The sequence below is a fragment of the Halorubrum zhoui genome (assembly GCF_051194155.1).
In the GTDB taxonomy this organism is placed as follows: Archaea; Halobacteriota; Halobacteria; order Halobacteriales; family Haloferacaceae; genus Halorubrum.
The window spans coordinates 120,023-144,278 of sequence record NZ_JBLZNJ010000005.1 but is presented as its reverse complement, the minus strand read 5'-3'; the positions used below and the strand labels follow the sequence as shown (position 1 = coordinate 144,278).

Genomic DNA, 24,256 nt, shown 5'->3' with positions numbered 1-24,256 from the left:
ACCGCGCCGACGATCAGGAGCGACCACTGCGCCGACGGTCGAGAGCGACCACCGCGACGAGGCCGCGGTCAGTCGCTCGTCGCCGGCGCGTCGAGGTCGATCTCGCCCGCGTCGATCTCGGCTTCGACCTCGCGGGCGGCCGTGACCATGTTCTCGGTCTTCCCGTACGCGACCTCGCGTGGCAGCAGCTTCAGCCCACAGTCGGGTGAGATCGTGAGTTTCTCCGGGGGCACGACACGCAGCCCCTCTCTGATGTTCGCTTTGATCTCCTCGACGGGCTCGACCTCGGCGGTGTGAGCGTCGACGACGCCCAACGCGAGGTCGGGTTCGAACGTCGGGTCGGTGAACGTCGGGATCTGCTCGTAGTCGCCGTTACACAGCTCGACGTCGAACTCGTCGATCGGGTAGTCGTTGATCTCGGGGTAGATCCGCGAGTAGTCGCCGTAACAGACGTGCAGGCCGATTCGGACCTCCTCGGGGATGCCGGAGACGATCCGGTCGAGGGCCTCGCCGACGATGGCGTGGTCTTCGGGCGTCGTCGCCAGCGCGGGCTCGTCGATCTGGACGTACCGTGCGCCGGCATCGACGAGCTGCTCGACTTCCTCGTTCACGAGGTCTGCGAGGTCGTAGACGAGCTCTTCGGTCGACGGGTACGCCTCGTTGAACGCCCAGAAGCCGAGCGTGTACGGCCCCGTGATCGGGACTTTGACCGGCCGCTCGGCGACGTTCGAGGTGAAGTCGAACTCGTCGACGAGCCACGGCTCGTCGTAGGTGACCGCTTCGACGACGCTCGGCTTGTCGAAGTAGTTGTGTCCCCACACCTTCACCGGTCCGTTGAACTCGTAGCCGTCGATGCGGTCGGCAAAGAACTCAACCATCTCGGTGCGACGCATCTCACCGTCGACGACCGTGTCGAGCCCGGCGCGCTCGTGTTCGTGAGTGATGAGCCGGCAGGCGTCGTCGTGTGCCTCTGTGAGGTTCGTCGCGTCGAACTTCGAGTCGGGGTCCTCGACGAGCTCGTCGACGCGGTTTAGCCACTTCGGCTTGGGGTACGAGCCAACGACGGTCGTCAACAGGAACGTCTCGTTCGGGTGGTCTGCGGGACGGAACTGCGCGCGGTTGGCGGCGGGAGTGCGAACCATTACGCCACCACCTCCGTGGCGGCCGCGAGCGCCGCGAGCTTCGCGCGATACTTGTTCTCCGGGAGGTAGAACAGCTCGGTGTTCGGGAGCAGGTACGTCGTCTCGTACGACTGGGCCGGCGCCTTCGACTCGAACCACTCGACCCGCTCGGCTATCGTCTCCGGCTCCTCGACGAGCGTGTTCTGGCCGTCGACGAGCCCCAAGGCGACGGAGTCGGTCGCACCGTACTCCTGGACGTTGTACACGGTGTCGCCGCGGTCGCCAGCGACGAGGTCGAGCCCCAACGCGTCCGCGCCCGCCTCGTCGACGAGGTGCGCGTAGAGCTTCTCGCCGAGCGCGCCCCAGTAGGTGTGGACGACCACGTCGGCGTCGGTGGCGTCGGCGACGGTCCGGATCGCGTCGGTCGCGCGCGACTCGGTGCCGTCGGCTGGCGGGTTCTCGACGAGCGACGGCTCGAGGAGGAACAACGTCTCGTGTGCGGGGAACCCGGCGACCTCGTCGGCGAGGTAGTCGGCGATCGCGGCCTGGAACGCCGTCTCGTCACCGTAGTGCTCGTCGGTCGCGAGGTCGGCGAGCGAGTAGGGACCGGGCAGCGTCGCCGCGAGCGGTTCGTCCGGCGCGACGGCGGCCGCCGCCTCGAGTTCGGCCGCGACGTCGCCGGACGCGTCGAGCGCCCCGGTGACCCGCGGATCGCGGTAGAAGTTGTTGTTGTCGTAGTAGCGGACGATCCCGCCGGTCTCGACGGCGTCGTGGAGCGTGAGCGGGTGCGCGAGCATGTCGTCCCACCGGCTTTGTCCCTCGACGATCACATCGAGGCCCGCCTCGAGTTGGTCGTCGACGTGTTCGGTGCGTACCTCCTCGTACGCCTCGGCTATCGCCCCGCCCTCGTCGCCACCCAAGAGGTCACCCTTCTGGTGGCCTTTGAGCTCCGACAACGTCTCTTTCGCCCAGTCCGGGAGCGGATAGATCCCCGGCGTAGCCGCGACTCGTTCGGTCATCACCGAGAGTTCGGTATGCCGCTGTATAATATTTGCGAACCGTATTTATGCGTCAGAATTATCTACCGGCTCGAGTCGCAACACGGTGAGGGTCTCGAACGGGAACGACGCCTCGCTCGCGACGGTGTGTGAGAAGCCCGCGGCCTCGACCAACTCGAGCACCGCCTCGTACTCGGTGAGCGACGAGACGAGGAGGAAGACGACCCCGCCGGGCGCGAGCACCCGACCGACGTCGGCTACGAAGGGCTCGATGACCGCTCGGCCGGATTCACCGCCGGAGAGCGCCCGTTCCATCCAGTCGTCCCACTCGTTGTCCGGATCCGTCGGGAGGTACGGCGGGTTGAAACACACGGTGTCGAAGGCGTCGGCACGAAACGGCTCGAGGAGGTCGGCGACGACCGCCTCGACGCCACGGTCGCGCGCCTCGCGGGCCGCGTGCGGATTTCGGTCGCTGCCGACGACGTGGAGACCGCGCTCGGTCGCGATCTGTTCTGCGACCCACCCGGACCCGGTGCCGACCTCGAGGACGCGGCCGTGGGCTCCCGCGACCGCTGCCTCGGCGAGCAGCCCCGAGTCTTCTGCGGGACGGTACACCATCGGTTGGTCACGATCGAGCCGGGTCACGTGTCGGACTCCCCAGTGTTGGTCGTCGACGTCTCCGTGTCGGCGGACGCACTTGCATCGGTCGGTGCGTCCGCCTGAGTCGGATCGGCCTCTGTGTTCGCGTCGGTCTGAACGGCGTCCGTCGCCTCGCCGCCGACGCGGGCGTCGAGGGCGGCATCGACGGCGTCGGTCCGGCGCGACAGCGTCTGTTGTGGGAACGGGATGGTGATCCCTGCCGCCTCGAGCGCGGCCTTGATCGAGTGCATCGCGTCGGTCTGTGTGCGCCATCGCTTTCGCATGCTCGGATTCGAGATCCAGTAGCGGACGCCGAGCACCACCGCCGAGTCGGCGAACTGCTTCGTCACGGCGTTCGGCTGTGGCATCCGGGCGACCCCGTCGACGTCGACGACGGCGTCTTCGACGACCGCGGTTGCCCGCTCGAGGTCGGCCGCGTAATCGACGCCGACCTCGACTTCGATGCGGAGTCGGTCGCGCCGCGATCGGTCGACGATCGCGCCAGACCGCACCTCGTCGTTTGGAATGGTGACCGTCTCGCCGTCGAACGACCGCAGCCGCGTACTGAGGATCGATATCTCCGTCACCGTGCCCTCGTACTCGGCGACCGACACCCAGTCGCCGACCTCGAACGGGCGCGAGAACATCAGCACGAAGCCCGCGAGGACTGCGCCGAGCGTCTGGCGGGCCGCCATCCCGACGACGATCCCCAAGAAGCCGGCCCCGACGAGGAGGCCGCCGACGTTATCGGTGAAGAGTCCGACGGTCACGAGCCCGACCGCCGTGTACACGGAGAGCTGGAGCACCCGGCGGAGCACCTCCTCTTGATGGTCGGATATCGCCGTGCTCTCGGCGGCGACCTCGCGGATCACCCCGCCGAGGAAGTCGGTGAGCGCGTAGGCGCTCGCGAGCAGGATCACCGCGAGCACGACGTTCGACAGCTGGTCTGCGATCGCCGCCGACCGGACGGCGTCGAGGATCGCGCCGCTTCGCTCCCACACCACGAGGAGCGCGAGCACGCCGGCCGCGGTGGTGGCCGCGACCGACGTCGAGAGCAGCAGCCGGTGGGTCGTCGAGAGGGCGTCGGCACGACGCTTCACCCGGCCGACGACGAGACGGGTCGCGAGCACGGCGGCGGCGACGGCGACCGTGACCGCGACCCGTCGAAGCGTGGCGGTATCGAGTCGACCGACGACGCCAGTGGCGACCGGCATGTCGGGTAGGACGACCGACAGCTCGATCGCGGCAAACGCGCTGCCAGCGCCGGCCGCAGCGACCATTACGACGGGTCCGCCTCCGGCACACCGTGGGTCGACGCGAGCTGTGCGAGCGCGGCGAACGCCGTCGGCGAGAGGTCGCCCGGTCGCTGTGAGAGCCGCGACTCCTCGGCCGCCTCGACGACCGCCTCGGGAGCGCCGAGCCCGGAGATATGGGCCGTGTTTCGGATGGCGTTTCGAACCGTCTTCCGGCGTTGGGTGAAGAGTGCCTTCACGAAACGCAAGAAGAACGCCTCGTCGTCGACCGTGTACGCCGGCTCCCGTGGCACACAGCGGACGACCGCGCTCTCGACGGCGGGCTGTGGGTCGAACGCCTCCTTTGGCACGCGCTCGACGATCTCGACGTCGGCGTAGTGTTGTGCAGAGACGGAGAGTCGACCGTACGCGGACTCGCCGGCCGACGCGACCATCCGGTCGGCAAACTCGGCTTGAAACGTCAACACGAGCGGCCGGCCGGTCGGCAGGAGTCTGAAGGCGATCGCAGAGGAAACGCCGTACGGCAGGTTCGCGACACAGGCCGAAAACGACGGCAGCGACACGTCGAGCGCGTCTCCCTCGACGACCTCGAGCGCCCCCGTCTCGACGGCCGTCGAGAACTCCGTGCGCAGGAACGACGCGAACGCCGGATCTCGCTCGACGACCGTGACCCGTCCAGACGGCGACTCCGTCGCCGGGTCGTCCGTCCCGTCACTCGCGTGTGCGAGCAGTCGGTCGGTGAGGGCGCCGGCGCCGCCGCCGATCTCGAGCAGGTGACTCGTGTCGGCGGCCTCCGGGAGGTACGCCGGGAGTCGGTCGAGCACGCGATCGTCGACGAGGAAGTGTTGATCGCGGTCGGGGTTCGCCTGCGCGCCGGCGCGACGCGCGAGGGCGTCCGGATCGCGCGACCCGTACGCGGGCGTGGGTCTCGTCGATCGATCAGTCATGGGCAGTCGTAGTCCGTCGGCCGGCCTAAACCCAGCGTTTGCCGGGAGAAGAGTGTCGACAGCGATACCAGGGAATCCCGAGCGTCTCAGCGACGTTCAGACGTGTTCCGCGACGGCGAAACCCGTCGGCCCCGTCACGCGTACTTGGCGACGACCGCGAGGACCTCGTCGAGCTCCTCGCCGTCGAGCGAGTAGCGCTCCTGGGCGAACACCGATCGGAGTTCGGTGCGGTCTTCGGGGAGGAGGTCGGTGATCTTCACCGCGGTCGAGACGTCGATCGGGTCGAGTTCGACGAGCGCCTCGACGAGCTCGCGGGACTCCTCGGCGTCGAGGTGGCCGAACCGATTCACGTGTTCGATCGCGCGAGCGAGTTCGTACCGAAGCTCGCGATCCTCGTCGGCCGCGCGGTCGGCTTCGATCTCGGCGAGGATGGCTTTCGCCTCGGCGGTAGTGAGGTACTCCTCGTCGACTTTCTCCTTGAAGATCGTCATCTTACTGCTGTGAACGCATGTGCGCGGCACGGACGATGAGCGTCTTCGTCGTCCCGCCGTCCGTGATCTCGACGGTGAACGCGGCGCCCTGTTTCCCGGTGACGGTGCCGGTGCGGCCGTCGAACCGCGGGTGGTACCGCCCGTCCTGCACGCTCGGGTCGATCTTGAGGTGGACGGTCTCGCCGGGTTCGAACTCCTGGATCGCTCGCTGTGGCGGCGAGGTTCCCCGGTCTCGCGGGTCGTTCGACAGCTTGTTTCGGGTCGCCTTCTGGGGGCCATTGGAACTCGGCATGGTCGTTGACACGCAGTTCCGCTGCCGGGGGTATAAATCGTGCGTTACGCGGCGCGAGCGGGAGCAGGCGGCACGACGGCCGTTGAGCGCGTCCGGCGACGCCTGGTGATCCGTCGGTCGGCCGACGTGTCGTGGTATCGAAAGCACTAATCACGTCGCTGCCGTGGAGTACGCGTAATGAGTCATCAGCTGCCGGACGTACAGGCGTCGGCTCCCGACGTGACGGTCGGGCTCTCGCAGGTCGGCGTCACCGGCGTAGAGAAACTCGTCAAGCTCGCGCGCAGAGACGAGCGCCCGATCGTTCTCATGGCGGAGTTCGAGGTGTTCGTCGATCTCCCGAGCGGCCGGAAAGGCATCGACATGTCGCGGAACCTCGCCACGATCGACGAGATCTTAGAGGAGATCACCCGCGAGAAGGCGTACCGCGTCGAGGACGTCTGTGGCGACGCCGCAGAGCGACTGCTCGAGAAACACGACTACACGACCACCGCCGAGGTGTCGATGACGGCGGAGCTCGTCACGCGCGAGGAGACGCCCGCCTCTGGACTCGAGACCCAGAGCACGGCGACGATAATCGCCAGCGCGACCGCGACGGACGAGGGGACCCGCGCGGAGATCGGCGCGGAGGTCACGGGGATGACCGTCTGTCCGTGCTCGCAGGGGATGTCCGAATCACGCGCCCGGGAGGAACTCGACCGGCTCGGCGTCGACGAAGAGACCACGGAGGCGTTCCTCGAGGCCGTCCCGCAGCCGGGCCACTCCCAGCGCGGCCACGCGACGCTCACGATCACGACCGACGGGAATCCAGAAGTTGACCTTCGTGACGTGATCGACGTCGCCCGCGACTCGATGAGCGCGCGAATCTACAACATGGCGAAACGTCCCGACGAGGACCACATGACGTATCGGGCACACGCGGACGCGAAGTTCGTCGAAGACTGTGTGCGCGCGCTCGCCGAGGGGACGTTGGCCGAGTTCGGGCACCTAAACGACGACGCCGTGATCCACATGAAACAATCGAACGACGAGTCGATCCACCAGCACAACGCCCACGCCGAGCGGGAGGTCACCATGGGCGACCTCAGAGGCGAGCTCGAGCGGTGAGCCGAGTCGGCGCGTCGGCTACGCCCACGACTCTGCGACGGCTGCGACCTGCGTCAGCAGCTCGTCGGGCGTCGTCGCCGGCTCGGAGACGTCGTCGTCGACGACCACGATCGCCGATCCGGGCGCCACGCGGCGCGGTGTCGGCGCCCCCTCGCGATGGGCGTTCGGAACGACTACTTTCTCGTGGTCTGCGACCCGCCAGGCGGCGCGGTGGAGATCGCTCCCCGGCTCGTCGCCGACGACGATCGTCGTCGTTCCTCGCTGGAGCCGACCGACGAGACTGCCGTACGCGGCGACTTGGACGCCGAGCCGGTCGGTCGCACCGGCGAACGCCGCAGCCGTCTCGCGGGCGACCGTCCGGTACCGGTCCTCGCCGGTGAGCGCTGCGAGATCACACAGCCCCAGTGCCATCTCGACGTTGCCGTCGAGCGGCCGGAACGGTCGGTCGAGCAGGGCCGGCCCGGACCGCGGCCCGTCGACGAACGAGCCGTCGACGCGAAGTCGGTCGATCGCGCGGTCGGCGACTGCCCGGGCGACGTCGACGCCGGATCCGAGCACGCCGGCGGCTCGAACGAAGGCGCTCACGACGCGAGAGGCGTCTTCGAGGAGGTCGGCGGGGACGGTCTCGTCGTCGGCTGGCCGGACGTGGCGTACCCGTCCGGTCTCCGTGTCGACGAGGTCACGCGTGAGCCCGTCGAGGATCCGGTCGGCGTACTCCCGAGACTCGGTATCGTCCGTGTACGCCGCGAGCGTGAGGAGCGCGTCCGCCGCGAGCGCGTTCGCCCCGGCGAAGACGGTGAGGTCCCGGCGCGGTGCGTCGAGGTCGGCGCGGTCGTCGGCGGAGGCCGCGTAGTACGCGCGGCCGAGTCCGGGGCCGAGACTCCCGCCGACCCCGTAGCCGGTCCATAACTCGTCGGTGAGGAAGCCTGCTGCGGCCGCGGCGGGCTCGCGATACGCGGCCGCGCCGGTGTAGAGGTACGCGTGAGCGAACGCGCGGGCGACCGCGGCGTTCGTGTCGGCGGTCTTCTCGTAGGCGACGTCGCTCCAGTCGCGCGCGCCGGCGAACCGAAAAAAGCCGCCGGCGACGTCATCGGCGAGGTGATCGCGGACCGCATCGAGGGTGCGGAGCGCACGGTCGCGATCGCGGGTGAGCGCGAACTCGACCGTACGGGGGAGCGGGAACTTCGCGTCGGTGCCCCACCCGGCGTGGCGCTCGTCGTACGCCGACTCGAGTTGGCCGACGAGGTGACGCTCGACGGCCCCCGAGAGGTCCCCGGCCGGCGGCCGGTCGTCGGCCAGCGCCCGTGGAACGCGGCCGGCGTCGCGACCCTCCTCGCGCCAGCGCTCCCCGACGGACTCGAGCACCTGACGCATGCCGGCGACGCCGAGGTACCCCGCACCGGTGAGGAGTTCGCCGTCGGGGGTGAGAAACGCCGTGGTCGGGAAGCCGCCCATGTTGTACCGCTCACGAACGCGCGGTCGGCGGTCGACGTCGACACGGACCGGCACGAACCACTCGTTGACGTTCGCGGCGACCCTGGGCTCGGCGTACGTCGTCGCGTCCATCTCGTGACAGCCCGCACACCAGGTGGCAGAAAGCGAGAGCAGCACGGGACAATCGCGCTCGTCCGCCTCACGAAACGCCTCGGCCCCCCACGGCCGCCACTCGACCCGCGTCGCGTCGGTCATACGATTCGCTCGGGCCGAGACCCGGTAAGCGCTTCGAGACCGGAGGCCCGCCGCCGCGTGGACTGGTCGGTCGGCAGGCGCCGGCGGTGTCGGCTAGCCGGCGTCGTCTCGAGCGCCCGGCGGATCGGTGGTGCCGTGAGCGGTCGTCTCGTCGTCCTCGCTCGGGTCGTAGTCGTGGCCGACGGCCAACGCGAGCGCGTTAAGACAGAGCAAGCCGAGAAACGCCAGCCCGGTCGTGCCCTCGAGACCCGCAGAGAGCAGTATCGGGTAGCCGATAGGCGAGACGACGGCCGTCCAGAACGCGGCTGCACGGACGGTGTGCGTGAGCCGAGCGGCGAGGGGGACGCGGTGAGCGAGTGCCGGGAGGGAGACGCGAGTGGACATCTGACGACTGGACGCACGACCGGTACGCACATATAGCCCACAGAGCGTTCGACGAGATTCACGGATTTCACGCCGGTTTCGAAACCGTTCACGAGTCGACGAGACAAGCGTAGACGTTTTACAAACGCCTGAGAGCCGCCAGTTTCGATATCGGTGTTGTGCCGGCAGCCACACGACGACTGCCGAGGGGCGAAGCCATTTGCCTATCGCCCGAGCAGCACGAGCATGGACCACGACACCGACGAGCCGGGCGCACACGTGTGTGTCGTCGCCTGCGGCGGCACCATCGCCTCGGAGCCGGACGCGGACGGCGCGGCACCGGCGAAAGACGGATCAGACCTGATCGACGCGGTGCCAGGCGTGACCGACTACGCGGCCGTCTCGACGCGCGAGGCGTGTGCACAGCCCGGGTTCGACGTCCGCTGGCGGGACCTCTTCGCCGTCGTCGCCGCCGCACGAGCGGCCGTCGCCGAGGGCGCAGACGGGATCGTCGTGACCCACGGGACCGACACGCTAACCGACACTGCCTACGCGCTCGACCTGCTGACCGACCTCTCCGTTCCGGTGGTCGTGACAGGGGCGCAGCGACGACTCGACGAACCGTCGAGTGACGTGCCGGCGAACCTGACGCTCGCGGTGCGGACGGCTGCAGACGAGCGGTTCGAGCCCGGCGTCCACGTCGCGTTCGACGACGAGGTCCACGCGGGCCGCGACGCGGTGAAGACCCACAGCAACGCGCTCTCGACGATGGCGTCGCCGGCGTCGGCCCCCGTCGCGACGGTCACGCGGTCGACGACGCGGGTGCTCCGCGAGCCGCGTCGCAGCGTCGCGAGCGACCCACTGTGTGTGCCCGACGGACCGATCGACGCGTCGGACCCCGAGGCGGCCGAGGAGTTGGTGCCAGCGGTCCCGGTGATTCACTCGGGAACGGGCGTCTCGGGGGCCGGAATCGAGCGCGCCCTCAACGCCGGCGTCGGCGGGATCGTCGTCGAAGGGACCGGCCTCGGCAACGCGACCGGTGCCATCGGTGACGCTGTCGCCGAGGCCGTACCGCGGGTACCAGTCGTCGTCGCTGGGCGGCCGGCAGGGCCGACCGAACCGGTGTACGGCACGCCCGGCGGCGCGGTCACGTTAGCCGAACACGGCGTCGTCTTCGCCGACGATCTACCGGCGGCGAAGGCTCGGGTCGGTCTAGCACTCGGGCTGGCGGCCGACGTCCCGCGGGAGTCGCTCGGCGAGCTCTTCGTACGCCCCTGAACGCGACACGGCCCCGTCGGCCGCGCCCCGAGGCACTTACCCGACGGCGACGTACGTCGGCGCATGGTTCAGATCTCCAGACGATCGGCGCTGTCGGGCGTCGGGACGCTCGCCGGGCTCACGGCGCTCGCCGGGTGCGTCGACGACGGCAGCGACAGGTCGACCGCCGACGAGACCGACGCCGACGAGACCGACGCCGGCACCGACGACCCGCCGGCTGCGGTCAGCGACGTGACCGTCCACCAGGTCGGGCGGGCGCTCTCGGGTCCCGCCTGGCGACGAGACGAGCGACCGGGGTTCTGTACGCTGATCGAAGCGCGCGACGACGCGGCGTGGCTCCTTCGCGACGCCGACGCCGAGACGACCGCCTTCGTCGACGAGACGGACTTCGACGCGGCAGTGGTCCTCTACGTGGAGTCGGTCGGGCCCAACACCTGTTACGGACGGGTCGCGGTCGAGGACGTCTCGATCGCCGAGGACCGGCTGACGGCGACCGCGACCGCCGTGGAGACGGGCGAGGAAGGAGCGATCTGCGGACAAGCGATCACGTACGTGGGGGCGTTCTGTCGGGTGACAGTCGCGCCGGCGCCGTCGACGACGCGCGTTACCATCACCGATGGATTCGGCACGACGGCCACCCTGACCGAGGCTGACGGGGTCCGCGACCCCGCCGCACTCGAGGGCGTCGTCGAGCCGAGCGGTGACCCACCAGCTGTCCCGAAGGCGTTGACCTGTCCGGACGACGCGTTCGAGCGCGCCGGCGGCGGATACGAGCCGCCGGTGAACTTGGGAGCGGGCGGTGGGGTGACGACCGACGCCGGGCTGGCACTCCGGGTACGCAGGCCCGACGGGAGTGGCGAGGGCCCGACCGACGACGATGGGCGTGCGGCGATGCGGTTCGAGCGGGGTGAGACGGTTCGGGTCCAGCTGACGAACGTCTCGGCGCGCCCCATCGGCGTGGGGAATCGACACAAGTACGCGTTCGAGGTACAAACGGCAGACGGCTGGGTCGACGTGCGCGGCGACGACGACGGCGTGTTCGAGTACACCGACGAGCTGGTCCGGCTCCCCCCGGGAGCGGGATTCGAGTGGTCGATCGAACTGACCGAGTCCGGCGTCGTCGCCGACCATCCGCAGTCGAGCGCGCGGGTGTGTCCGTCGCTACAGCCGGGGCGGTACCGGTTCGTCTTCTGGGGCGCGAACGACCTCGCCGTCGCCTTCGACTACCTCGGATGACGGGGCTCAGATTCGTCACCTGTGACCGCTGTGCAACGGTGTTCGCGCGGCCGTCGCCACCGGCATCGGCGGAGCGATGTGACGTCTGCGACCGCGGCCACCTCGAAGAGATCACGGACCGACTCGGTGGCGACGACTACTTCACGAGCGCGCTGCGCGAGGATTCGTGAGGCGAGCCGCGTGGGTATTGGGTTGTGATTGACCTCGCGTGGCAGCGAGGAGGCGTCGCGCTCTGTGTCACACCGCGTCGGTCGGCGTCGAACACCGCAGACAGAGCGTCGTGTCGGCGACGTAGTTGACGTCGTCCGACCCGCAGTCCGGACAGCGGAAGCGTCCCGTGTTGTACTCGGTCGACCCGCGCGGCGCGTGGAGTTTTCCGTCCGAGATCCGAGCCTCGACGATGGTCGCGGTTCGGGACCGTTTGAGCCGAACGCGGCGGTCGAGTGCGTCGTCGCCGCTGCCGTGGAGGTCGTCCCACGAGAGGTCGTCCGGTCGCGAGAGGTGCGCCACGAGCTCCGTGCCGGCCTGGAGGAAGGGACGACCGGTCTCGGCGGCCGGCGAGTCGAGATCGATGTCGTCGTACGCGTCGGCTGCCCGGTCGTACGCCTCGCCCGCGCGCTCCGTGTCACCGATGGTCGCACGGAGGTCGCCAACGAACTCGTGACACGCTGCTCGCTCCACTGGCGTCTGAAGCACGTGCTCGCGGAGTTCGCCGGCGACGACGATGCCCGCTGCGGCGTGTGCACGAGCCCGTCCCGCCGCGCCGGCGATCCGACGACACACCGCCGCGGTGGCGAAGGCGGCGAGCGCGCTCCCCGCCCGGGAGCGTTCAGTCGACTCGTACGCGCTGTGTCCGGTCGGCCCGTGACCGGCGAGGCCAGCTCTGGCGGCGGTGACGTAGGCGTCGGCGGCCACGTCGTACTGCGAGTGGCCCAGTTCGCGGATAGCCCGGTCTCGCGCCGGGAGGTCGTCGTCCATGCGAATGGGTGGGGAGACGGCCGGTTAACGGGTCCGATCTGGACCGCCTGCGAGCCGTGATTCGCGGGCAGGAGCGGCCACGTGCCGGTCAGTCGTCGGCTCGCGGCAGCGACAGGGTGACGCGCGTGCCGCGTGGGTCGCGGTCGGCGACCGCGATCGACCCCGCAGACCGGTGGACGATCCAGTAGACTAACCAGAGCCCGAGACCGCTCCCGTGTGAGAGCGACTCGATCGCGCGGCCAGAGACGAGCACCTCGCGGTCGAGATCCGGCATTCCGGGTCCGTCGTCGGCGACGGTGACGGTCACGGCGTCCTCGGCCGGACGGTCGGCGACGCGGACGTCAACGCGTGGCGACTCCCGATCGTGGTGTGTGATCGCGTTCACGGTTAGCTCCGTGACCGCCGTCTGGATCTCGTCGGTCACGAGCGCGCGCGTCTCGGTTGGCGCGTCGACGGAGACGGTCGCCGCCGGGTGGTCGTCGTCGAGGTCGGCGGCGACCTGCCGCGCCGTCTCGGCGACGTCTATCGGCCGACGGGTCGCATCCTCGCTGAGCACGGCCGTGATCGCCCGCGACTTCTCGCTCGTCGAGAGGAGGTCGTCGGCGTGCGAGACGATGGTGGCCGCGGCCGCCGCCGACTCGCCGGTCGTCTGCTCGCGGATGTCGACTGCGGTACCGCGAATCACGTTCATGTCGTTGCGGATGTTGTGGCGCAACACGTTGTCCATCACCCGAAGCTGTCGAGTCCGCTCTTCGAGGTCGGTGACGTCTCGGCAGATAGCGAGGGTGCCGGCGAGCTCGTCGTCCTCGTCGTAGTACGGGTAGCGGCTCGTGCTGAAGAACGCCTCCTTGCCGCTGTGTTCGAACGTCGGAGAGATGGCGTAGTGAGCCGGTGACTCGGTCCGGAGCACCGCTCGCTTCTGTCGTTCGATCCGCGTCGCGGTCTCGTCGTCCATGAACGCGTGTTCGTCGGCGCCGACGAGCGCCGATCCCGAGAGCCCGGCGAAGTCGACGAGCGCCTCGTTGAACAGGACGAACGCGCCGGAGCGGTCTTGTAACATGATCGGGTCGTCGAGCCGCTGGACGATGTCGCGGTGTCGCTTGAGCCGGTCCTCGAGCGCCCGCTCGTCGGTGACGTCGACCAGGACGGCGACCGTCGCGGTGACCGCGTCGTCGTCGACGATCGGCGCGACCGTCTGGTCGACGACGGCCCGCTCGCCGTCGGCCCGCCGGTGGATCACCTCACCGCGCCACGTGTCGCCCGCCTCGACCGTCTCCCAGACACGCTCGTCGCGGCCGCCGTCAGACGACGCCCGCAGCATCGACGCGTGTTCGCCGACCGCCGCGTCGGCGGCGTACCCGGTCGTCGACTCGAACGCGGGGTTGACGTACTCGATCGTGCCGTCTGCGTCGCCGATCCAGATCGCGTGCCCCGACGCCTCGACCGCCTCCCGAAACCGACGGAGCGCCTTCGCCCGCGAGCGCAGCTCGAGCGACTGGTCGCGGAGCCGCAACAGCGCCCGGATCCGCCACGCGAGCTCCGCCTGTCGGATCGGCAACGAGATCAGCTCGTCGACCGTCGTCGCGAAGGCGTTGTCGGCGAGCTCGCCGCGGTCGGTCTCGAGGAGGTCGGGCGTCACCTCAGAGACGAGCAGCAACACCGGCACCAGCGCGGGTGCCGCCGTCGACTTGACCGCCTCGATCGCGTCGGCGTATCGGCGCAGCCCGCCCTGGTCGACGATACAGAGGTCGAAGGCGGCAGCCGTCAGCGGCTCGTCGGTGTCCGCGACCGCGTACGCGTCGTGGTCCGCGAGCCACTCGCACAGCACGCGCCGGTTCCCGTCGTCGGCGACGAGCGGGTAGATGCGCGGTGGTTCCGCGGTAGACGGCACGTCGAAGGTACCCTCCCCGAGCGGCATGTCCGTGTCCTCAGCCATCGTCGTGCCAATCCGGTGTTCCCGTCAGGATGCCACGGAGCTCGGAGCGAGGTTCGCCGACGACGATGCCGTCACCCGTGATCTCGAAGAGCCGAAGGCCGGTGTCGACCGCGCTGGTCCGTCGTTTGAGCACCCCGACGACCTTCTGGAGCTCGCCGCGGTACTCGACGTGGCGGAACACGACGATGTCGTCTGCGAGATGGCTCACGCGCTGTTCGGTCGCGTAGAAGTCGCCGGTGATCCGGTGTACCTCGTTGGTGAACAGCCCGGTGACGCCGACGTTTCGCAGGTAGCGTGCGACGGCGACGAGGGCGTCGATCGGGTCTTCGGCGTCCGCGGCGAACGCCCGTTCGAACCCCGCGACGCCGTCGATCGTGACGAGGGTAGCGCCCTCCTCAACCCGCTGTTGGAGTCGGGCGGTGAACTCGTCGACGGTCATCTCGTCGGGGCCGACAGACTCGATCGCCACGGTACCAGCCGCACGCAGCCGACGGAGGGGGATCCCGATCGACTCGGCGCGTACGACCATCGTTTGGGGGCTCTCCTCGAAGCTGTAGAGCACGGACTCCTCGCCGCGGCGTGCGGCCTGTGTCATGAACTGCAGTGCCGTCGTCGTCTTACCGACGCCCGTCGGGCCGCTGAGAAACGTGAGCGCACCGGTGGTGATGCCGCCGTCGAGGAGGCCGTCGAGGCCCGCGACGCCCGAGGCGAGTTCGCCGAGCGACCGGTCACGGTGGTGACGCTCGGGGTCGAGTCGCGGCCACACGTGCATCCCCGCGTCGTCGATCGTCACCGTGTGCGGGCCACGACGGGCCGCCGACCCGCGAAACTTCGGCACCGAGAGCGTCCGGCGGCGCTCGTCGACGTCGAGTGTGACCACGGCGTCGACGAGAAACTGGAGGTCGTCGTCCGGGACCGAATGCGCCGCCTGTGAGGTCAAGACGACCGTGGCACCGCGCGCCTTCAGGAAGTCGACGAGTCCGAGCACCTGCGTCCGAAACTGCCGCTCGTCCGGGGCGAGGTACCGGAGCTCCGTGATCGGGTCGACGAGGACGCGGTCCGGATCGACGTCGTCGACGCGCTCGCGGATCGATTCGGTGATCGGCGACCGCTCGACCTCGTCGGCGTGAAACAGGTCGTACGCGCTGTCGCCGTGGAACGCGTCGCCAGACGGCGAGAGGTCGAGGAACTCGAGGCCGTCGGTCGGCCGGTCGAACCGCGCGGCCGTCTCACGGAGGTAGGCAGTCGGCTCGCCGAGGTTGATGTACAGCCCGGTGTCGGCTGGGTCGGCCGTGAGAACGTGGAGGCCGAAGATGGTCTTGCCGGCCCCGGGAGCACCCCTGAGGAGGGTCGCAGACTCGGCCAGAAGTCCGCCGTCGAACACTTGGTCGGCGTTGGGGACGCCCGTCGAACACCGGTCGCGCTCCATCGCCGTCGTCATGGGCGGCTCTCGCGCGGCCGCCGACATAAGCCGATCGGTCGGAGAATCGGCAGGGGGGTGCAGAGCGCCGGCGGACGGCACCCGTCAGGCGGCCGCGTTCGTGATCGCGCCTTCGAGCGTGGTTCGGTCCTGGGCACCGACGAACCGGTCGACGGGTTGGCCGTCGGCGTAGAGGACGAACGTCGGGACGCCACGCGCGCCGAGCTGTTGGGCGAGCCCCTGGTTGGCGTCGACGTCGACCTTCGCGACGACCGCGTCGGTCTCGCTCGCCAGCGCCTCGACGGTCGGCTCCATCATCTGACAGGGCCCACACCAGTCGGCGTAGCAGTCGACCAACACGACGTCGTGGTCGTCGACGAGCGTCTGTAGCGCCTCCGGTCCGGATACGTCGACCGGTTCTGTCGGTGCCTCGGTCACACCGGCGTCTCCACCGCCGTTCGCGTCGCTGCCGGCTGTACCGTCCCGTGCGTCTCCGCCTTCGAGCCGCTCGCGGAGTCGGCGGCGCTTTCGTTCGCGGATCCGTTCGCGCTCGTCGCGGGCGGCCTCGTCGCTCGCGTCTGTGTCGTCGACGTCGCTCATATCGCGATATTGTCCGTATCGAACAATATACTTTGCGGTCGGGTGGCCGACCACATATATGTCGCGGGAGCGAACAATCTGGCATGGTCGAGCCCGACGCGGTTCACATGGACGACGACGAGCGCGACGCGTTCCTCGAACGGGCGGGAACCGGCGTGATCGCCCTCGCGACGGACGACGACGACCCCCCACACGGCGTGCCGGTCTCGTACGGCTACGACCCGGTCGAGGCGGTGTTCTACTTCCGGCTCGCCGTGGGTCCGACGCGGGCGAAGGGCACCCTCGACGACCGCCCCGTCACGTTCGTCACCTACGGGGATCCGGACGACCGGTGGCGGAGCGTCGTCGCCACCGGGCGACTCGTCTCGACGACCGACGAGGCGGTCGCCGACGACACGATCGCCGGCCTCGAGCGAACCGGCCGGATACCGATCGTCGACATCTTCGGCGAGCCGACCGCGGACGTCTCGTTCGCGTTCTACCGGCTCGACCCGGACGAACTCACGGGGCGGATCGAGCGCTCGCTCGAACCCTGAACGCCGTCCGGGTAGCCGGAGCGTCCGCTGGCCGGGCTCACACGACGCCGAGTCCGACGAACCCGACGTAGCAGGCACCGACCAACAGTCCCGAGTGGAGCAGGGCCCCGTACCGCCCGCCCGCGGCGGCGCCGGCGAACCACCCCGAAGCGAGCAAGGTCGCCTGCGCGACGACGTACAGCCGAAACCGCTCCAAGGCCGGCACCACGGAGACGGCGTCGAACGGCTCGCCGAGTACGGCCGCGATCGACGCGAGCCGACCGGCGTCCATCACCGCGACGTTGATTAGGGCGACGAGTCCCGCGACCGACAGCGCCGCCGCCCAGCCGCCGACGACGTACCGTCGCATCGCTTCCCGGAGCGCGCGCGTCTCGTGGGTGAGGCGGTCGACCTCGATCTGTAGCGTCTCGAAGACGGCGTCGATCGCCGCACCCGCGTGGAGCGCACCGGCGACGAGCCCGACCGTCCGGTCGGCGAGCGGCGTGTCGATCCGGTCGACGAACCGGTCGAGTGCAGACGTGCGAACGTCTCCGGCGGCTGGGACCCGCGGACCCGACGCATCGACTCCCCCGGTGTCACCGGTCGTGCTCATCGACAGCGCGAACGCGAGCGACGCGACGTCAGCAGAGAGCACACCGAGGTCGACCTCGCGTGCCGCCGCGGTCACCGCCGCGGGGAACGGCCGACCGATCGACGTCTGTCGTGCGACCGCGTAGACGAAGTCGGTGAGCCGGCGGTCCTTCGCGTCATCGAGCCGACGGCGGCGCGCCGCGACGAGTCCGACCGGCAGTGCGAACGCGACGTACGAGAGCAGCGCAACCGTCACCAGCGGATACCCGGCGTACGCGAGCCAGCCACCGACGAGCGTCGCAGCCGGGGCCGCCACGACCGTCGTGCTCGCGGGGTTCGAGAGCGCGGTCGTCACCGACCCACGGGTCCCGGAGGGACGGCGGTAGCTCGGGTGTGACCCGGTCGGTCTGAGCGCGCTCGTCGCCGCGACGCCTGCGATGCCGACGGCGAGGAGGACGCAGACGGAGAGGTACACCGCCACCGCGCGCGGCGAGACGGTCCCGACCGGCGTCTCCACCGGGCGCGAGAGCGCCGGGACGAACGCGCTGGCGACGGTCACCGCGACGACGAGCAGCGCGGGCACGACCAAGACGAACACGAAGAGCTCGGCGACGGGTTGCAGGTACCGCCGAGCCCGCGTCTGTGCGTGCTCTTGTCGGTGTGAGAGGAGACGGCTCTCCGTCCGGAGGAACCTCGCCAGCGCGTCGTCGCCCTGTGAGAGGTGGTGGCGAAACTTCAGGAGAAACGGCGCGAGCAGGTCGCGCGAGGGCGTGTCGCGCGCGACTCGTCTGAGCCCCGCGTCGAGGCTCCCCGTGAGCCGTGCCGCGTTGAGCGCCTTTCGAAACGAGACCGCCGTCCCGCCGTACGCCTCGTTGCCGGCGACTCGTGCGATCATCGTCCGCGCGTCGTCACTGCCCGCGGCGAGGACGTCGAGGTACCGAACCGCGCCCGGGAGCGTCCGCTCGATGCGCGTGCGCCGCGCGGCGACGAGCCAGCGCAGGTAGTGCCTGCCGAGCGCAACGGTGGCGCGTTTAGTCGTCGCGCCCGCGACGACGGTCAACGCGACGACGATCGACGACGGCGAGAGGACGAGCGGCGCGAACGCCGCGTGGCGGGCGAACGTCCGGGTGACCCGACCCGCGATCGTCGGCGCTACCGTCGAGGCGAAGACGAACGCCGGCGGGAGAGCGAGCAGACACGCGACCCACGAGAGCGCGTACAGCCGCGCGACGAAGGTGCCGAACGAGGTGGACGCGGGCGCCCCGCGATACCGGACTCGGTCGCCGTCGTGTCGACGGTCGTCGGCGTGCCGAGCGAACAGCGCGTACGCCGCCTCGTCGAGACGACCGAGCGGTCCTGGCCGAGACGATCGATCGGGTGCCCCGATAGGCTCTGTGAGGCCAGCGCGCGTCTGGTGGACCGCGGAGCCGGCGGCGTCCACCGCCGGGTCGCCGTGACCGGGCGCGTCGTCCGCGGCGGTCGGGACGGTCTCGTTCACGGGCTCCCTCCCGGGGTGTCGTCGCCGGACTCGGTGGGCCGATCGGCTGCGTCCGGTCGTGGACTCGTCTCGGGGCGCGCCGTGGTCACCGCACCGGGATCCTCGCCCGCCGCGGCGCGGTCGCTGCGAAGCGAGCGCGCGACGCGCTCGACCGTCGCGGCCTCGTCGGCCCTGAGATCCGCGAGGAACTCGAACAGCTCGGTGAAGTCGTCGACGCCGTCGCGGACGAGGTACCGCACGTAACGGTGTTTGGTGTGAAACTCGGTCTCGACTGCGGCGACGTCCCGGTCGGTTCGGTCCGCCAGCCGAGCGAGCGCGCGTACCCCCCGCCCCGCGTCGGTGCCCGACGACTCGTCGGTCGGCAGCCCCGTCGTCTGGACCGCGCCGTCCGGATCCCGCCACGCGACCGTGTTGTAGTGGACCGTCACGCCGGGTCGCTCGACGACGCCGGCACCGCCGTGTTTTGGATTTCCGGTTCGGCTCGTTCGGGCGGCCGGATCGAGCGCCTCGTACTCCGCCGGAGCGAGCGGCTCGACGGCCTGCGTGACGTATCGGTCGCTACCGACCTGTCGCAAGAAGACGACGAGGTCGACCTCACAAAAGAGGTACGGCGGGAGTCCTCGCTCGATGGCGCGGTTGACGAGCGTGTCGACGTCCGTCGCGTGTGTGGTACCGACCACCCCGTGGCCTGCGTTTACCGTCTCGGCGAAGGTTTCGAAGCTAGCCGGGGTGTTTATTTCCGCGATGACCTCGACGTCCGGGTTGAGGTAGTTCGCCTCCGTCATCAGCGCGGCCATGTGCACCGACTTGTACTCGTGTTCGTGGTCGCGCGTCGTGAGCGCGACGCCGGTCTCGTGGGGCAGTCGAACCTCACGGGACCCCTCGTCGATGGAGATGGGCCGGTCGTCGAAGGGGATGAACGGCATACACGCGTTCATCAGCGTCGTCTTGCCGGCCCCGGTCGGCCCCGCAAAGAGGACCACGCCGTGGTGTTCGTACAGCATCCACAGCAGGGTGACGAGCGAAGTGGACAGCGCGTTCTGGCGGACGAGATCGACCGGTGTCAACGGATCGGCCGCCTGCTTGCGGATCGAGACGTGCGGGCCGTCTGCGGAGATGGCGGGTAGTGCGACCGCACAACGGACCGTCTCTGGAACGGCGTCGAGCTCGAGGTTCACCTTCGCCGAGGGGACCGCGGGGGTGAGTTCGACCCCGTCGCGAGCCGCCAGGCGGGTGACGACGTTGACGAACGACGCCTCGTCGTCGAACCGGAGGTTGGTCGGGACCCGACCGGCACCGCCGAGCGGGTCGACGCCGGTAGCACGCGGCGACTGCCCCTCGTCGGCGTCTAAGAGCGCCGGGCGCGGGACGACCTTCACGCGCTCGCCCACCCGGTTTGCCTCGATGTCTTCAAGATGGGGATCGCGAATCGGAACGGTGAGGACCCCCTCGCCGACGAAGTCGCGCACGACGTAGTACACGAGGTCGTCGATCCGGTCGGCGGGGGCGGGTGGACCACGCGTCGGCGGTCGCGGGCGTCGGCCCGGCACCAGACGGCGGAGCCGACTCGCCGCGCGGTCGAGCAGCCCCCGGGGATGACGTTCCGTGAGCCGTCGCGAGAGGTACCGCCGAGCGTGGTCGGCCACGAATCGGCCGTGGTCGTCGATCACGTGGTCGACGGGCGTCTCCCAGATGCGTCGTTTACACTCGCGTATCAGCGACTCGTCGCCCGGGAGCAGGTCGGGCTCGAGTGCGGCGTACTTGGTCTCGAACGCGTCGGAGCCGAGCAGCCGCTCCCGGTACACGACGACGTCGACGCTGAAGCCCGCGAACGCGACGGTGTATCGGGCCAGGCGCTCGCCGGCGACTCGTTCGATGAAGGGCGCGTCCGCGCCGACGCCGGTCTCGAGCGGGGCGAACGCGTCGGTGTGCACGATGAGTTCCTCGTCGTCACCGACGTCGGCGACCGCGATCCGGTCGTCTAACGCGATCGGCGTGAGGTCACCGAACAGCCGGAGCGCGCGGAGCGCGTGGTAATCGAGTCGTCGTCGCGCCGCGTCGCTCACCGCGAGGAGCCGGTCGAGCACCCGGGCGTACTTTGGCTCGAAGCCGGTGACGGCGAGCTCGATCGCACCGGCACGGGTGAGGGGACGGCGGCCGCGCGTCGACGCGAAGTGTGCACGGACCGCATCGAGGGCACGCTCGTCCGCCGGCGAGAGGTGCGGCTCTCGGACGTCGTAGGTGAAGCCGCCGGTCTCGAGCGACCGAATCGTCGCCACGACGCCGGGTGCCGACTCGTACTGTGCGCGAACGTCGGGCGCGTACCAGGCGTCCGGGTCGGCCGGCGGGACGGGTGCCGGAACGGTCGCCTCCTCGTCGTCGCTGCCGCCGCCGATCCGTAGGGTTGGTCCGGGAGTCACGTCGACCTCGTCCACCCGTGATGGCTCCCGCGGGCAGCATAAACTTCGTTTCATGGTTCTGAAACCAGAACAGAGAACGAAACCGTCGGCTCATCCGGTAACGGTCGTCCGCGAGAGTCGTGACTCACGGGAGTGGACGGTCGGCGAAAATGCGGTCGGCGACGGTGTGATTCGCGGGCCGTCTCAGCGAATGACGTCGAGTCCGTTGTTGGTCTCGACGGGATCGGTGCCGCCGTCTTCCCAGGCGGCGCGGTCGGTGCTCCCGTTCGCCTCGGCCGCACGAGAGCCCACGTCGCCGGGGTCGCCGTTGATGCTCGCTCGCGACCGGTCCGCCTGCTTCTGGGTCGACGGGCCGAGCACCTGTGCGCTCTGGACGCCCGTCATGATCGCCATCACGCGGACTTTCCCCTTGTACTCGTCCTGAATTCTGGCGCCCCAGATCACGTTGGCGCTGGCTTCGAGCCGGTCCGTGATGTTGTTCGCGATCCCTTCGGCCTCTTTCAGCGTCAGGTCCGGGCCGCCGGTGATGTGGACGAGACCGCCGGAGGCACCACGGTAGTCGACGTCGAGGAGCGGGTGGTTCATCGCGTCGTTGACCACCTCCTGGGTCTTGTTTTTGTCCTGGGTCTCGCCGACGAGCATGACCGCCACGCCGCCCTGGTTCATGATCGTCGACATGTCGGCGTAGTCGAGGTTGATCAGACTGGGCTGGGTGATCGTCTCGGAGATCCCCTTCACCGTCTCGGCGATGATCTGGTCCATCACCGAGAACGCCTTCCCGATCGGGAGGTTCGGCACGTAATCGAGCAGGCGGTTGTTGTCGAGCACGATGATCGAGTCGGCCTCGTTCCGCAGCGACTCCAGGCCCTCTTCGGCTTTCACCGTGCGGGCGCGCTCGACGTTGAACGGGGTCGAGACCATTCCGACGACGATGGCGCCCTGTTCTTTGGCGATCTTCGAGACGACGGGTGCCGCGCCAGTACCGGTGCCGCCGCCCATCCCCGCGGTGACGAAGACGAGGTCGGCGTCGCCAAGGACCTCCTTGACCGTACCTTGGGCCATCTCGGTCGCCCGCTCGCCCATCTTCGGGTCGCCACCGGCACCGAGTCCCTGTGTGAGCGACTTACCCACGAGGATCTTGGTGTCGGCTTCCACCATCTTGAGGTGTTGTTTGTCCGTGTTGATCGCGACCGTGTCCGCGCCGTCGACGCCGATGTTGTACAGGCGGTTGACGGTGTTGTTCCCGGCGCCGCCGGCGCCGACGATGACGATTCGAGGGTCCCCGAACTCGTCGTCGTCCGCGTCGGTGTCGAGCTCGCGCTTTTCGGCCTCCGCGTTTTCGAGGGCGTCTTGGACGAGATCTTGCATGGGTTACACCTTCGCCCAGCCGTGTGCGCGGCCGTGGTCGTCGCGTTCTGTGTCTTGTTCGCTCAGCATCTCACGAACGGCCGACCGGATCGCCTCGCTCCGGTTTGGGAACTCTCCCGTCTCGACCATCTGTTCCACCTCGTCTATCTGCTGTTTCGGAATGCGCAGTGTCACACGCTCCATATGTTGTATTCCCCCGGTAAGACGACGGGCCGCGTGTCTTACACGGCGTGACGCCTTCACCGGGGACATCCCCGGATCCGTCGCCAGCTGTAAGACGGTCGTCTTACACAGCGAGGACATCTGAACCTAATGATATAAATCTACCGGCGAATGTATGACGCCATCGGCCCGTACGTGTCCGGTTCGGGGCCGCTCACCGGTCGTGTAACACGTCTGCGGCGGGCGTCCGCCGACCGCAGCCGGGGCAGAACGCCCAATCCGTCCGTACCTCGTCTCCGCACTCACAGAACGCCCGGTGTGACTGTTTCTCCCCACAGTTCGGGCAGTAGACGTCGCCGTCTGGCACGTGCTCGCCACAGCCGACGCAGGCGCGTCGACCGTCGGACGACGCGCCTTGACCCGCGTCCTGCGTGCGTGTCTTACGCGCCGACGGATCCTCGGCTGGATCGTCCGCTCGGGTCACCCGCGCGTCGTCGATATCCGCTCCTGGGGCGTCGAGCGTGACGTTTACCGTCACCTCGCCGGGGGCGTGTGAGCTGGCGGTGTCCGACGGTCGAGCGACGCCGCGGGCCGCCAGCGCCGCGTCGAGGCGGTCTTCGATCAGGTCGTCGACGCGGTCGACGAGTGCGGTCTCGAGCGAGCTCGCGCCCGCGTCGTCCGCGGGGGCGTCCGCGAGGTGCGCTCGGAGGGCCTCGCGCATCACCTCGCTCTTCGAGGCGTCACACGCTTCCAGACGCTCGACGAGGTCGTCGTCGGCCCGGAAGGTGATCTTGCTCATCAAGCGTCAGATTACAGCCGATAATATAAGTAGTTTCGCTCGGTCCACCGCCTCCATGCAGTGTGGTCACACGTCTGTCTGACGCAGATTTATACCTCCCGCGCGGGCATACGAGTGTATATGAGCAACCGAGTCGAGGACCTCGAACGACAGGTCACGGAGCTGCAGGCTGCGGTGAACGGACTCACCGAGGAGCTCGTCGAGACCAAAGAGCGTGTCCGTCAGCTCGAAGCCGACCGCACGGCGCCGGCGACCACAGCAGAGCGCCAGGCCGCGTCGGACGCCCACGCCGAAGTTGTCGAACGACAACCGGACGCCGACGAGACTCCGGCGGAAGACGCAGACGAGCCCCCGGTGGAAGACGCCGCCACAGCACACCCGGCGAGCGACGACGCACAGGTCACCGACGGCGACGACGTCATCGTCGCGGGTGTCGACGGCGTCGGTCCCGAGTCGGCGTCGGCCGACGGAGACGGCTCGAACGGGCGCACAGACGCCGGTGACGACGACCGCGGGTCGGAGTCAGACACATCGAGCAGCGACATCATCGTCGCGTAA

The 24,256-nt window shown here is 69.3% G+C and carries 24 protein-coding genes; 6 read left to right on the top strand and 18 right to left on the bottom strand.

The features are described from left to right. Positions 1 to 68 precede the first annotated feature (68 nt). The 7 genes from ACNTAO_RS09455 to ACNTAO_RS09425 all read right to left on the bottom strand — a co-directional run bounded on the left by ACNTAO_RS09455 (position 69) and on the right by ACNTAO_RS09425 (position 5,741). The gene (locus ACNTAO_RS09455; protein ID WP_435161750.1) at positions 69 to 1,142 is read right to left on the bottom strand and encodes a methionine synthase; all 1,074 of its coding nucleotides are present in this window, start codon (positions 1,140 to 1,142) and stop codon (positions 69 to 71) included. After that, entirely contained in the window at positions 1,142 to 2,140 is a 999-nt protein-coding gene (locus tag ACNTAO_RS09450) for a 5-methyltetrahydropteroyltriglutamate--homocysteine methyltransferase (protein WP_435161749.1), read from the bottom strand. The genes ACNTAO_RS09455 and ACNTAO_RS09450 overlap by 1 nt, the downstream gene beginning before the upstream one ends. Positions 2,141 to 2,185: 45 nt before the next feature. Continuing rightward, positions 2,186 to 2,737 carry a HemK2/MTQ2 family protein methyltransferase gene (locus ACNTAO_RS09445; RefSeq protein ID WP_435161811.1) on the bottom strand — a complete coding sequence of 184 codons (552 nt, stop codon included), beginning with the start codon at positions 2,735 to 2,737 and terminating at the stop codon, positions 2,186 to 2,188. Positions 2,738 to 2,760: 23 nt separating this feature from the next. Continuing rightward, positions 2,761 to 3,972, bottom strand: coding sequence for a mechanosensitive ion channel family protein (locus ACNTAO_RS09440; RefSeq protein WP_435161810.1), 1,212 nt, complete (start codon positions 3,970 to 3,972; stop codon positions 2,761 to 2,763). 65 nt (positions 3,973 to 4,037) lie between these two features. Then, positions 4,038 to 4,958 carry a 16S ribosomal RNA methyltransferase A gene (locus tag ACNTAO_RS09435; protein WP_435161748.1) on the bottom strand — a complete coding sequence of 307 codons (921 nt, stop codon included), beginning with the start codon at positions 4,956 to 4,958 and terminating at the stop codon, positions 4,038 to 4,040. 134 nt (positions 4,959 to 5,092) lie between these two features. Beyond that, positions 5,093 to 5,449 carry an RNA polymerase Rpb4 family protein gene (locus ACNTAO_RS09430; RefSeq protein ID WP_435161747.1) on the bottom strand — a complete coding sequence of 119 codons (357 nt, stop codon included), beginning with the start codon at positions 5,447 to 5,449 and terminating at the stop codon, positions 5,093 to 5,095. Between the two features lies 1 nt (position 5,450). After that, entirely contained in the window at positions 5,451 to 5,741 is a 291-nt protein-coding gene (locus tag ACNTAO_RS09425) for a 50S ribosomal protein L21e (protein WP_435161746.1), read from the bottom strand. A 177-nt stretch (positions 5,742 to 5,918) separates the two neighbouring features. Here ACNTAO_RS09425 and mptA point away from each other — a divergent pair, with 177 nt between their 5' ends. Beyond that, the gene (mptA, locus tag ACNTAO_RS09420) at positions 5,919 to 6,845 is read left to right on the top strand and encodes a GTP cyclohydrolase MptA (protein ID WP_435161745.1); all 927 of its coding nucleotides are present in this window, start codon (positions 5,919 to 5,921) and stop codon (positions 6,843 to 6,845) included. Positions 6,846 to 6,863: 18 nt separating this feature from the next. Here mptA and ACNTAO_RS09415 read toward each other — a convergent pair whose 3' ends face one another. Together ACNTAO_RS09415 and ACNTAO_RS09410 are read right to left on the bottom strand one after the other, a co-directional pair. Next, positions 6,864 to 8,534: a DUF255 domain-containing protein gene (locus ACNTAO_RS09415; protein ID WP_435161744.1), complete on the bottom strand. Its 1,671-nt coding sequence runs from the start codon at positions 8,532 to 8,534 to the stop codon at positions 6,864 to 6,866. Between the two features lie 93 nt (positions 8,535 to 8,627). After that, positions 8,628 to 8,918 (bottom strand): DUF8028 family protein, encoded by a 291-nt coding sequence (locus ACNTAO_RS09410; protein ID WP_435161743.1) that lies wholly within the window; start codon positions 8,916 to 8,918, stop codon positions 8,628 to 8,630. 225 nt (positions 8,919 to 9,143) lie between these two features. On the opposite strand from ACNTAO_RS09410, the gene ACNTAO_RS09405 reads away from it, so the two are divergent. From ACNTAO_RS09405 to ACNTAO_RS09395, 3 genes are all read left to right on the top strand, one after another. Next, the gene (locus ACNTAO_RS09405) at positions 9,144 to 10,175 is read left to right on the top strand and encodes an asparaginase (RefSeq protein WP_435161742.1); all 1,032 of its coding nucleotides are present in this window, start codon (positions 9,144 to 9,146) and stop codon (positions 10,173 to 10,175) included. Positions 10,176 to 10,238: 63 nt separating this feature from the next. After that, positions 10,239 to 11,411, top strand: a complete 1,173-nt coding sequence (locus tag ACNTAO_RS09400) for a hypothetical protein (RefSeq protein WP_435161741.1) — start codon at positions 10,239 to 10,241, stop codon at positions 11,409 to 11,411. Next, entirely contained in the window at positions 11,408 to 11,581 is a 174-nt protein-coding gene (locus ACNTAO_RS09395; protein WP_435161739.1) for a hypothetical protein, read from the top strand. Before ACNTAO_RS09400 ends, ACNTAO_RS09395 begins: the two co-directional genes overlap by 4 nt. A gap of 67 nt (positions 11,582 to 11,648) precedes the next feature. Here the strand turns inward: ACNTAO_RS09395 and ACNTAO_RS09390 are convergent, their stop codons facing one another. From ACNTAO_RS09390 to ACNTAO_RS09375, 4 genes are all read right to left on the bottom strand, one after another. After that, positions 11,649 to 12,389, bottom strand: coding sequence for a hypothetical protein (locus tag ACNTAO_RS09390; protein ID WP_435161738.1), 741 nt, complete (start codon positions 12,387 to 12,389; stop codon positions 11,649 to 11,651). A gap of 88 nt (positions 12,390 to 12,477) precedes the next feature. Beyond that, positions 12,478 to 14,325 carry a PAS domain-containing protein gene (locus ACNTAO_RS09385; RefSeq protein WP_435161737.1) on the bottom strand — a complete coding sequence of 616 codons (1,848 nt, stop codon included), beginning with the start codon at positions 14,323 to 14,325 and terminating at the stop codon, positions 12,478 to 12,480. After that, entirely contained in the window at positions 14,318 to 15,766 is a 1,449-nt protein-coding gene (locus ACNTAO_RS09380) for an ATPase domain-containing protein (RefSeq protein WP_435161736.1), read from the bottom strand. Before ACNTAO_RS09380 ends, ACNTAO_RS09385 begins: the two co-directional genes overlap by 8 nt. Positions 15,767 to 15,850: 84 nt before the next feature. After that, the gene (locus ACNTAO_RS09375; protein WP_435161735.1) at positions 15,851 to 16,345 is read right to left on the bottom strand and encodes a thioredoxin family protein; all 495 of its coding nucleotides are present in this window, start codon (positions 16,343 to 16,345) and stop codon (positions 15,851 to 15,853) included. Between the two features lie 83 nt (positions 16,346 to 16,428). Between ACNTAO_RS09375 and ACNTAO_RS09370 the strand changes: the two genes are divergently transcribed. Continuing rightward, entirely contained in the window at positions 16,429 to 16,881 is a 453-nt protein-coding gene (locus ACNTAO_RS09370) for a pyridoxamine 5'-phosphate oxidase family protein (RefSeq protein ID WP_435161734.1), read from the top strand. 37 nt (positions 16,882 to 16,918) lie between these two features. Here ACNTAO_RS09370 and ACNTAO_RS09365 read toward each other — a convergent pair whose 3' ends face one another. From ACNTAO_RS09365 to ACNTAO_RS09345, 5 genes are all read right to left on the bottom strand, one after another. After that, entirely contained in the window at positions 16,919 to 18,949 is a 2,031-nt protein-coding gene (locus ACNTAO_RS09365) for a type II secretion system F family protein (RefSeq protein WP_435161733.1), read from the bottom strand. After that, positions 18,946 to 21,369, bottom strand: a complete 2,424-nt coding sequence (locus ACNTAO_RS09360; RefSeq protein ID WP_435161809.1) for a type II/IV secretion system ATPase subunit — start codon at positions 21,367 to 21,369, stop codon at positions 18,946 to 18,948. Before ACNTAO_RS09360 ends, ACNTAO_RS09365 begins: the two co-directional genes overlap by 4 nt. 183 nt (positions 21,370 to 21,552) lie before the next feature. After that, positions 21,553 to 22,737, bottom strand: coding sequence for a cell division protein FtsZ (gene ftsZ / locus ACNTAO_RS09355; protein ID WP_435161731.1), 1,185 nt, complete (start codon positions 22,735 to 22,737; stop codon positions 21,553 to 21,555). A 3-nt stretch (positions 22,738 to 22,740) separates the two neighbouring features. After that, the gene (cdrS, locus tag ACNTAO_RS09350) at positions 22,741 to 22,920 is read right to left on the bottom strand and encodes a transcriptional regulator CdrS (protein WP_435161730.1); all 180 of its coding nucleotides are present in this window, start codon (positions 22,918 to 22,920) and stop codon (positions 22,741 to 22,743) included. A 193-nt stretch (positions 22,921 to 23,113) separates the two neighbouring features. Continuing rightward, positions 23,114 to 23,698 carry a double zinc ribbon domain-containing protein gene (locus ACNTAO_RS09345; protein WP_435161729.1) on the bottom strand — a complete coding sequence of 195 codons (585 nt, stop codon included), beginning with the start codon at positions 23,696 to 23,698 and terminating at the stop codon, positions 23,114 to 23,116. A 120-nt stretch (positions 23,699 to 23,818) separates the two neighbouring features. Here ACNTAO_RS09345 and ACNTAO_RS09340 point away from each other — a divergent pair, with 120 nt between their 5' ends. Further along, positions 23,819 to 24,256 carry a DUF7518 family protein gene (locus tag ACNTAO_RS09340; RefSeq protein ID WP_435161728.1) on the top strand — a complete coding sequence of 146 codons (438 nt, stop codon included), beginning with the start codon at positions 23,819 to 23,821 and terminating at the stop codon, positions 24,254 to 24,256.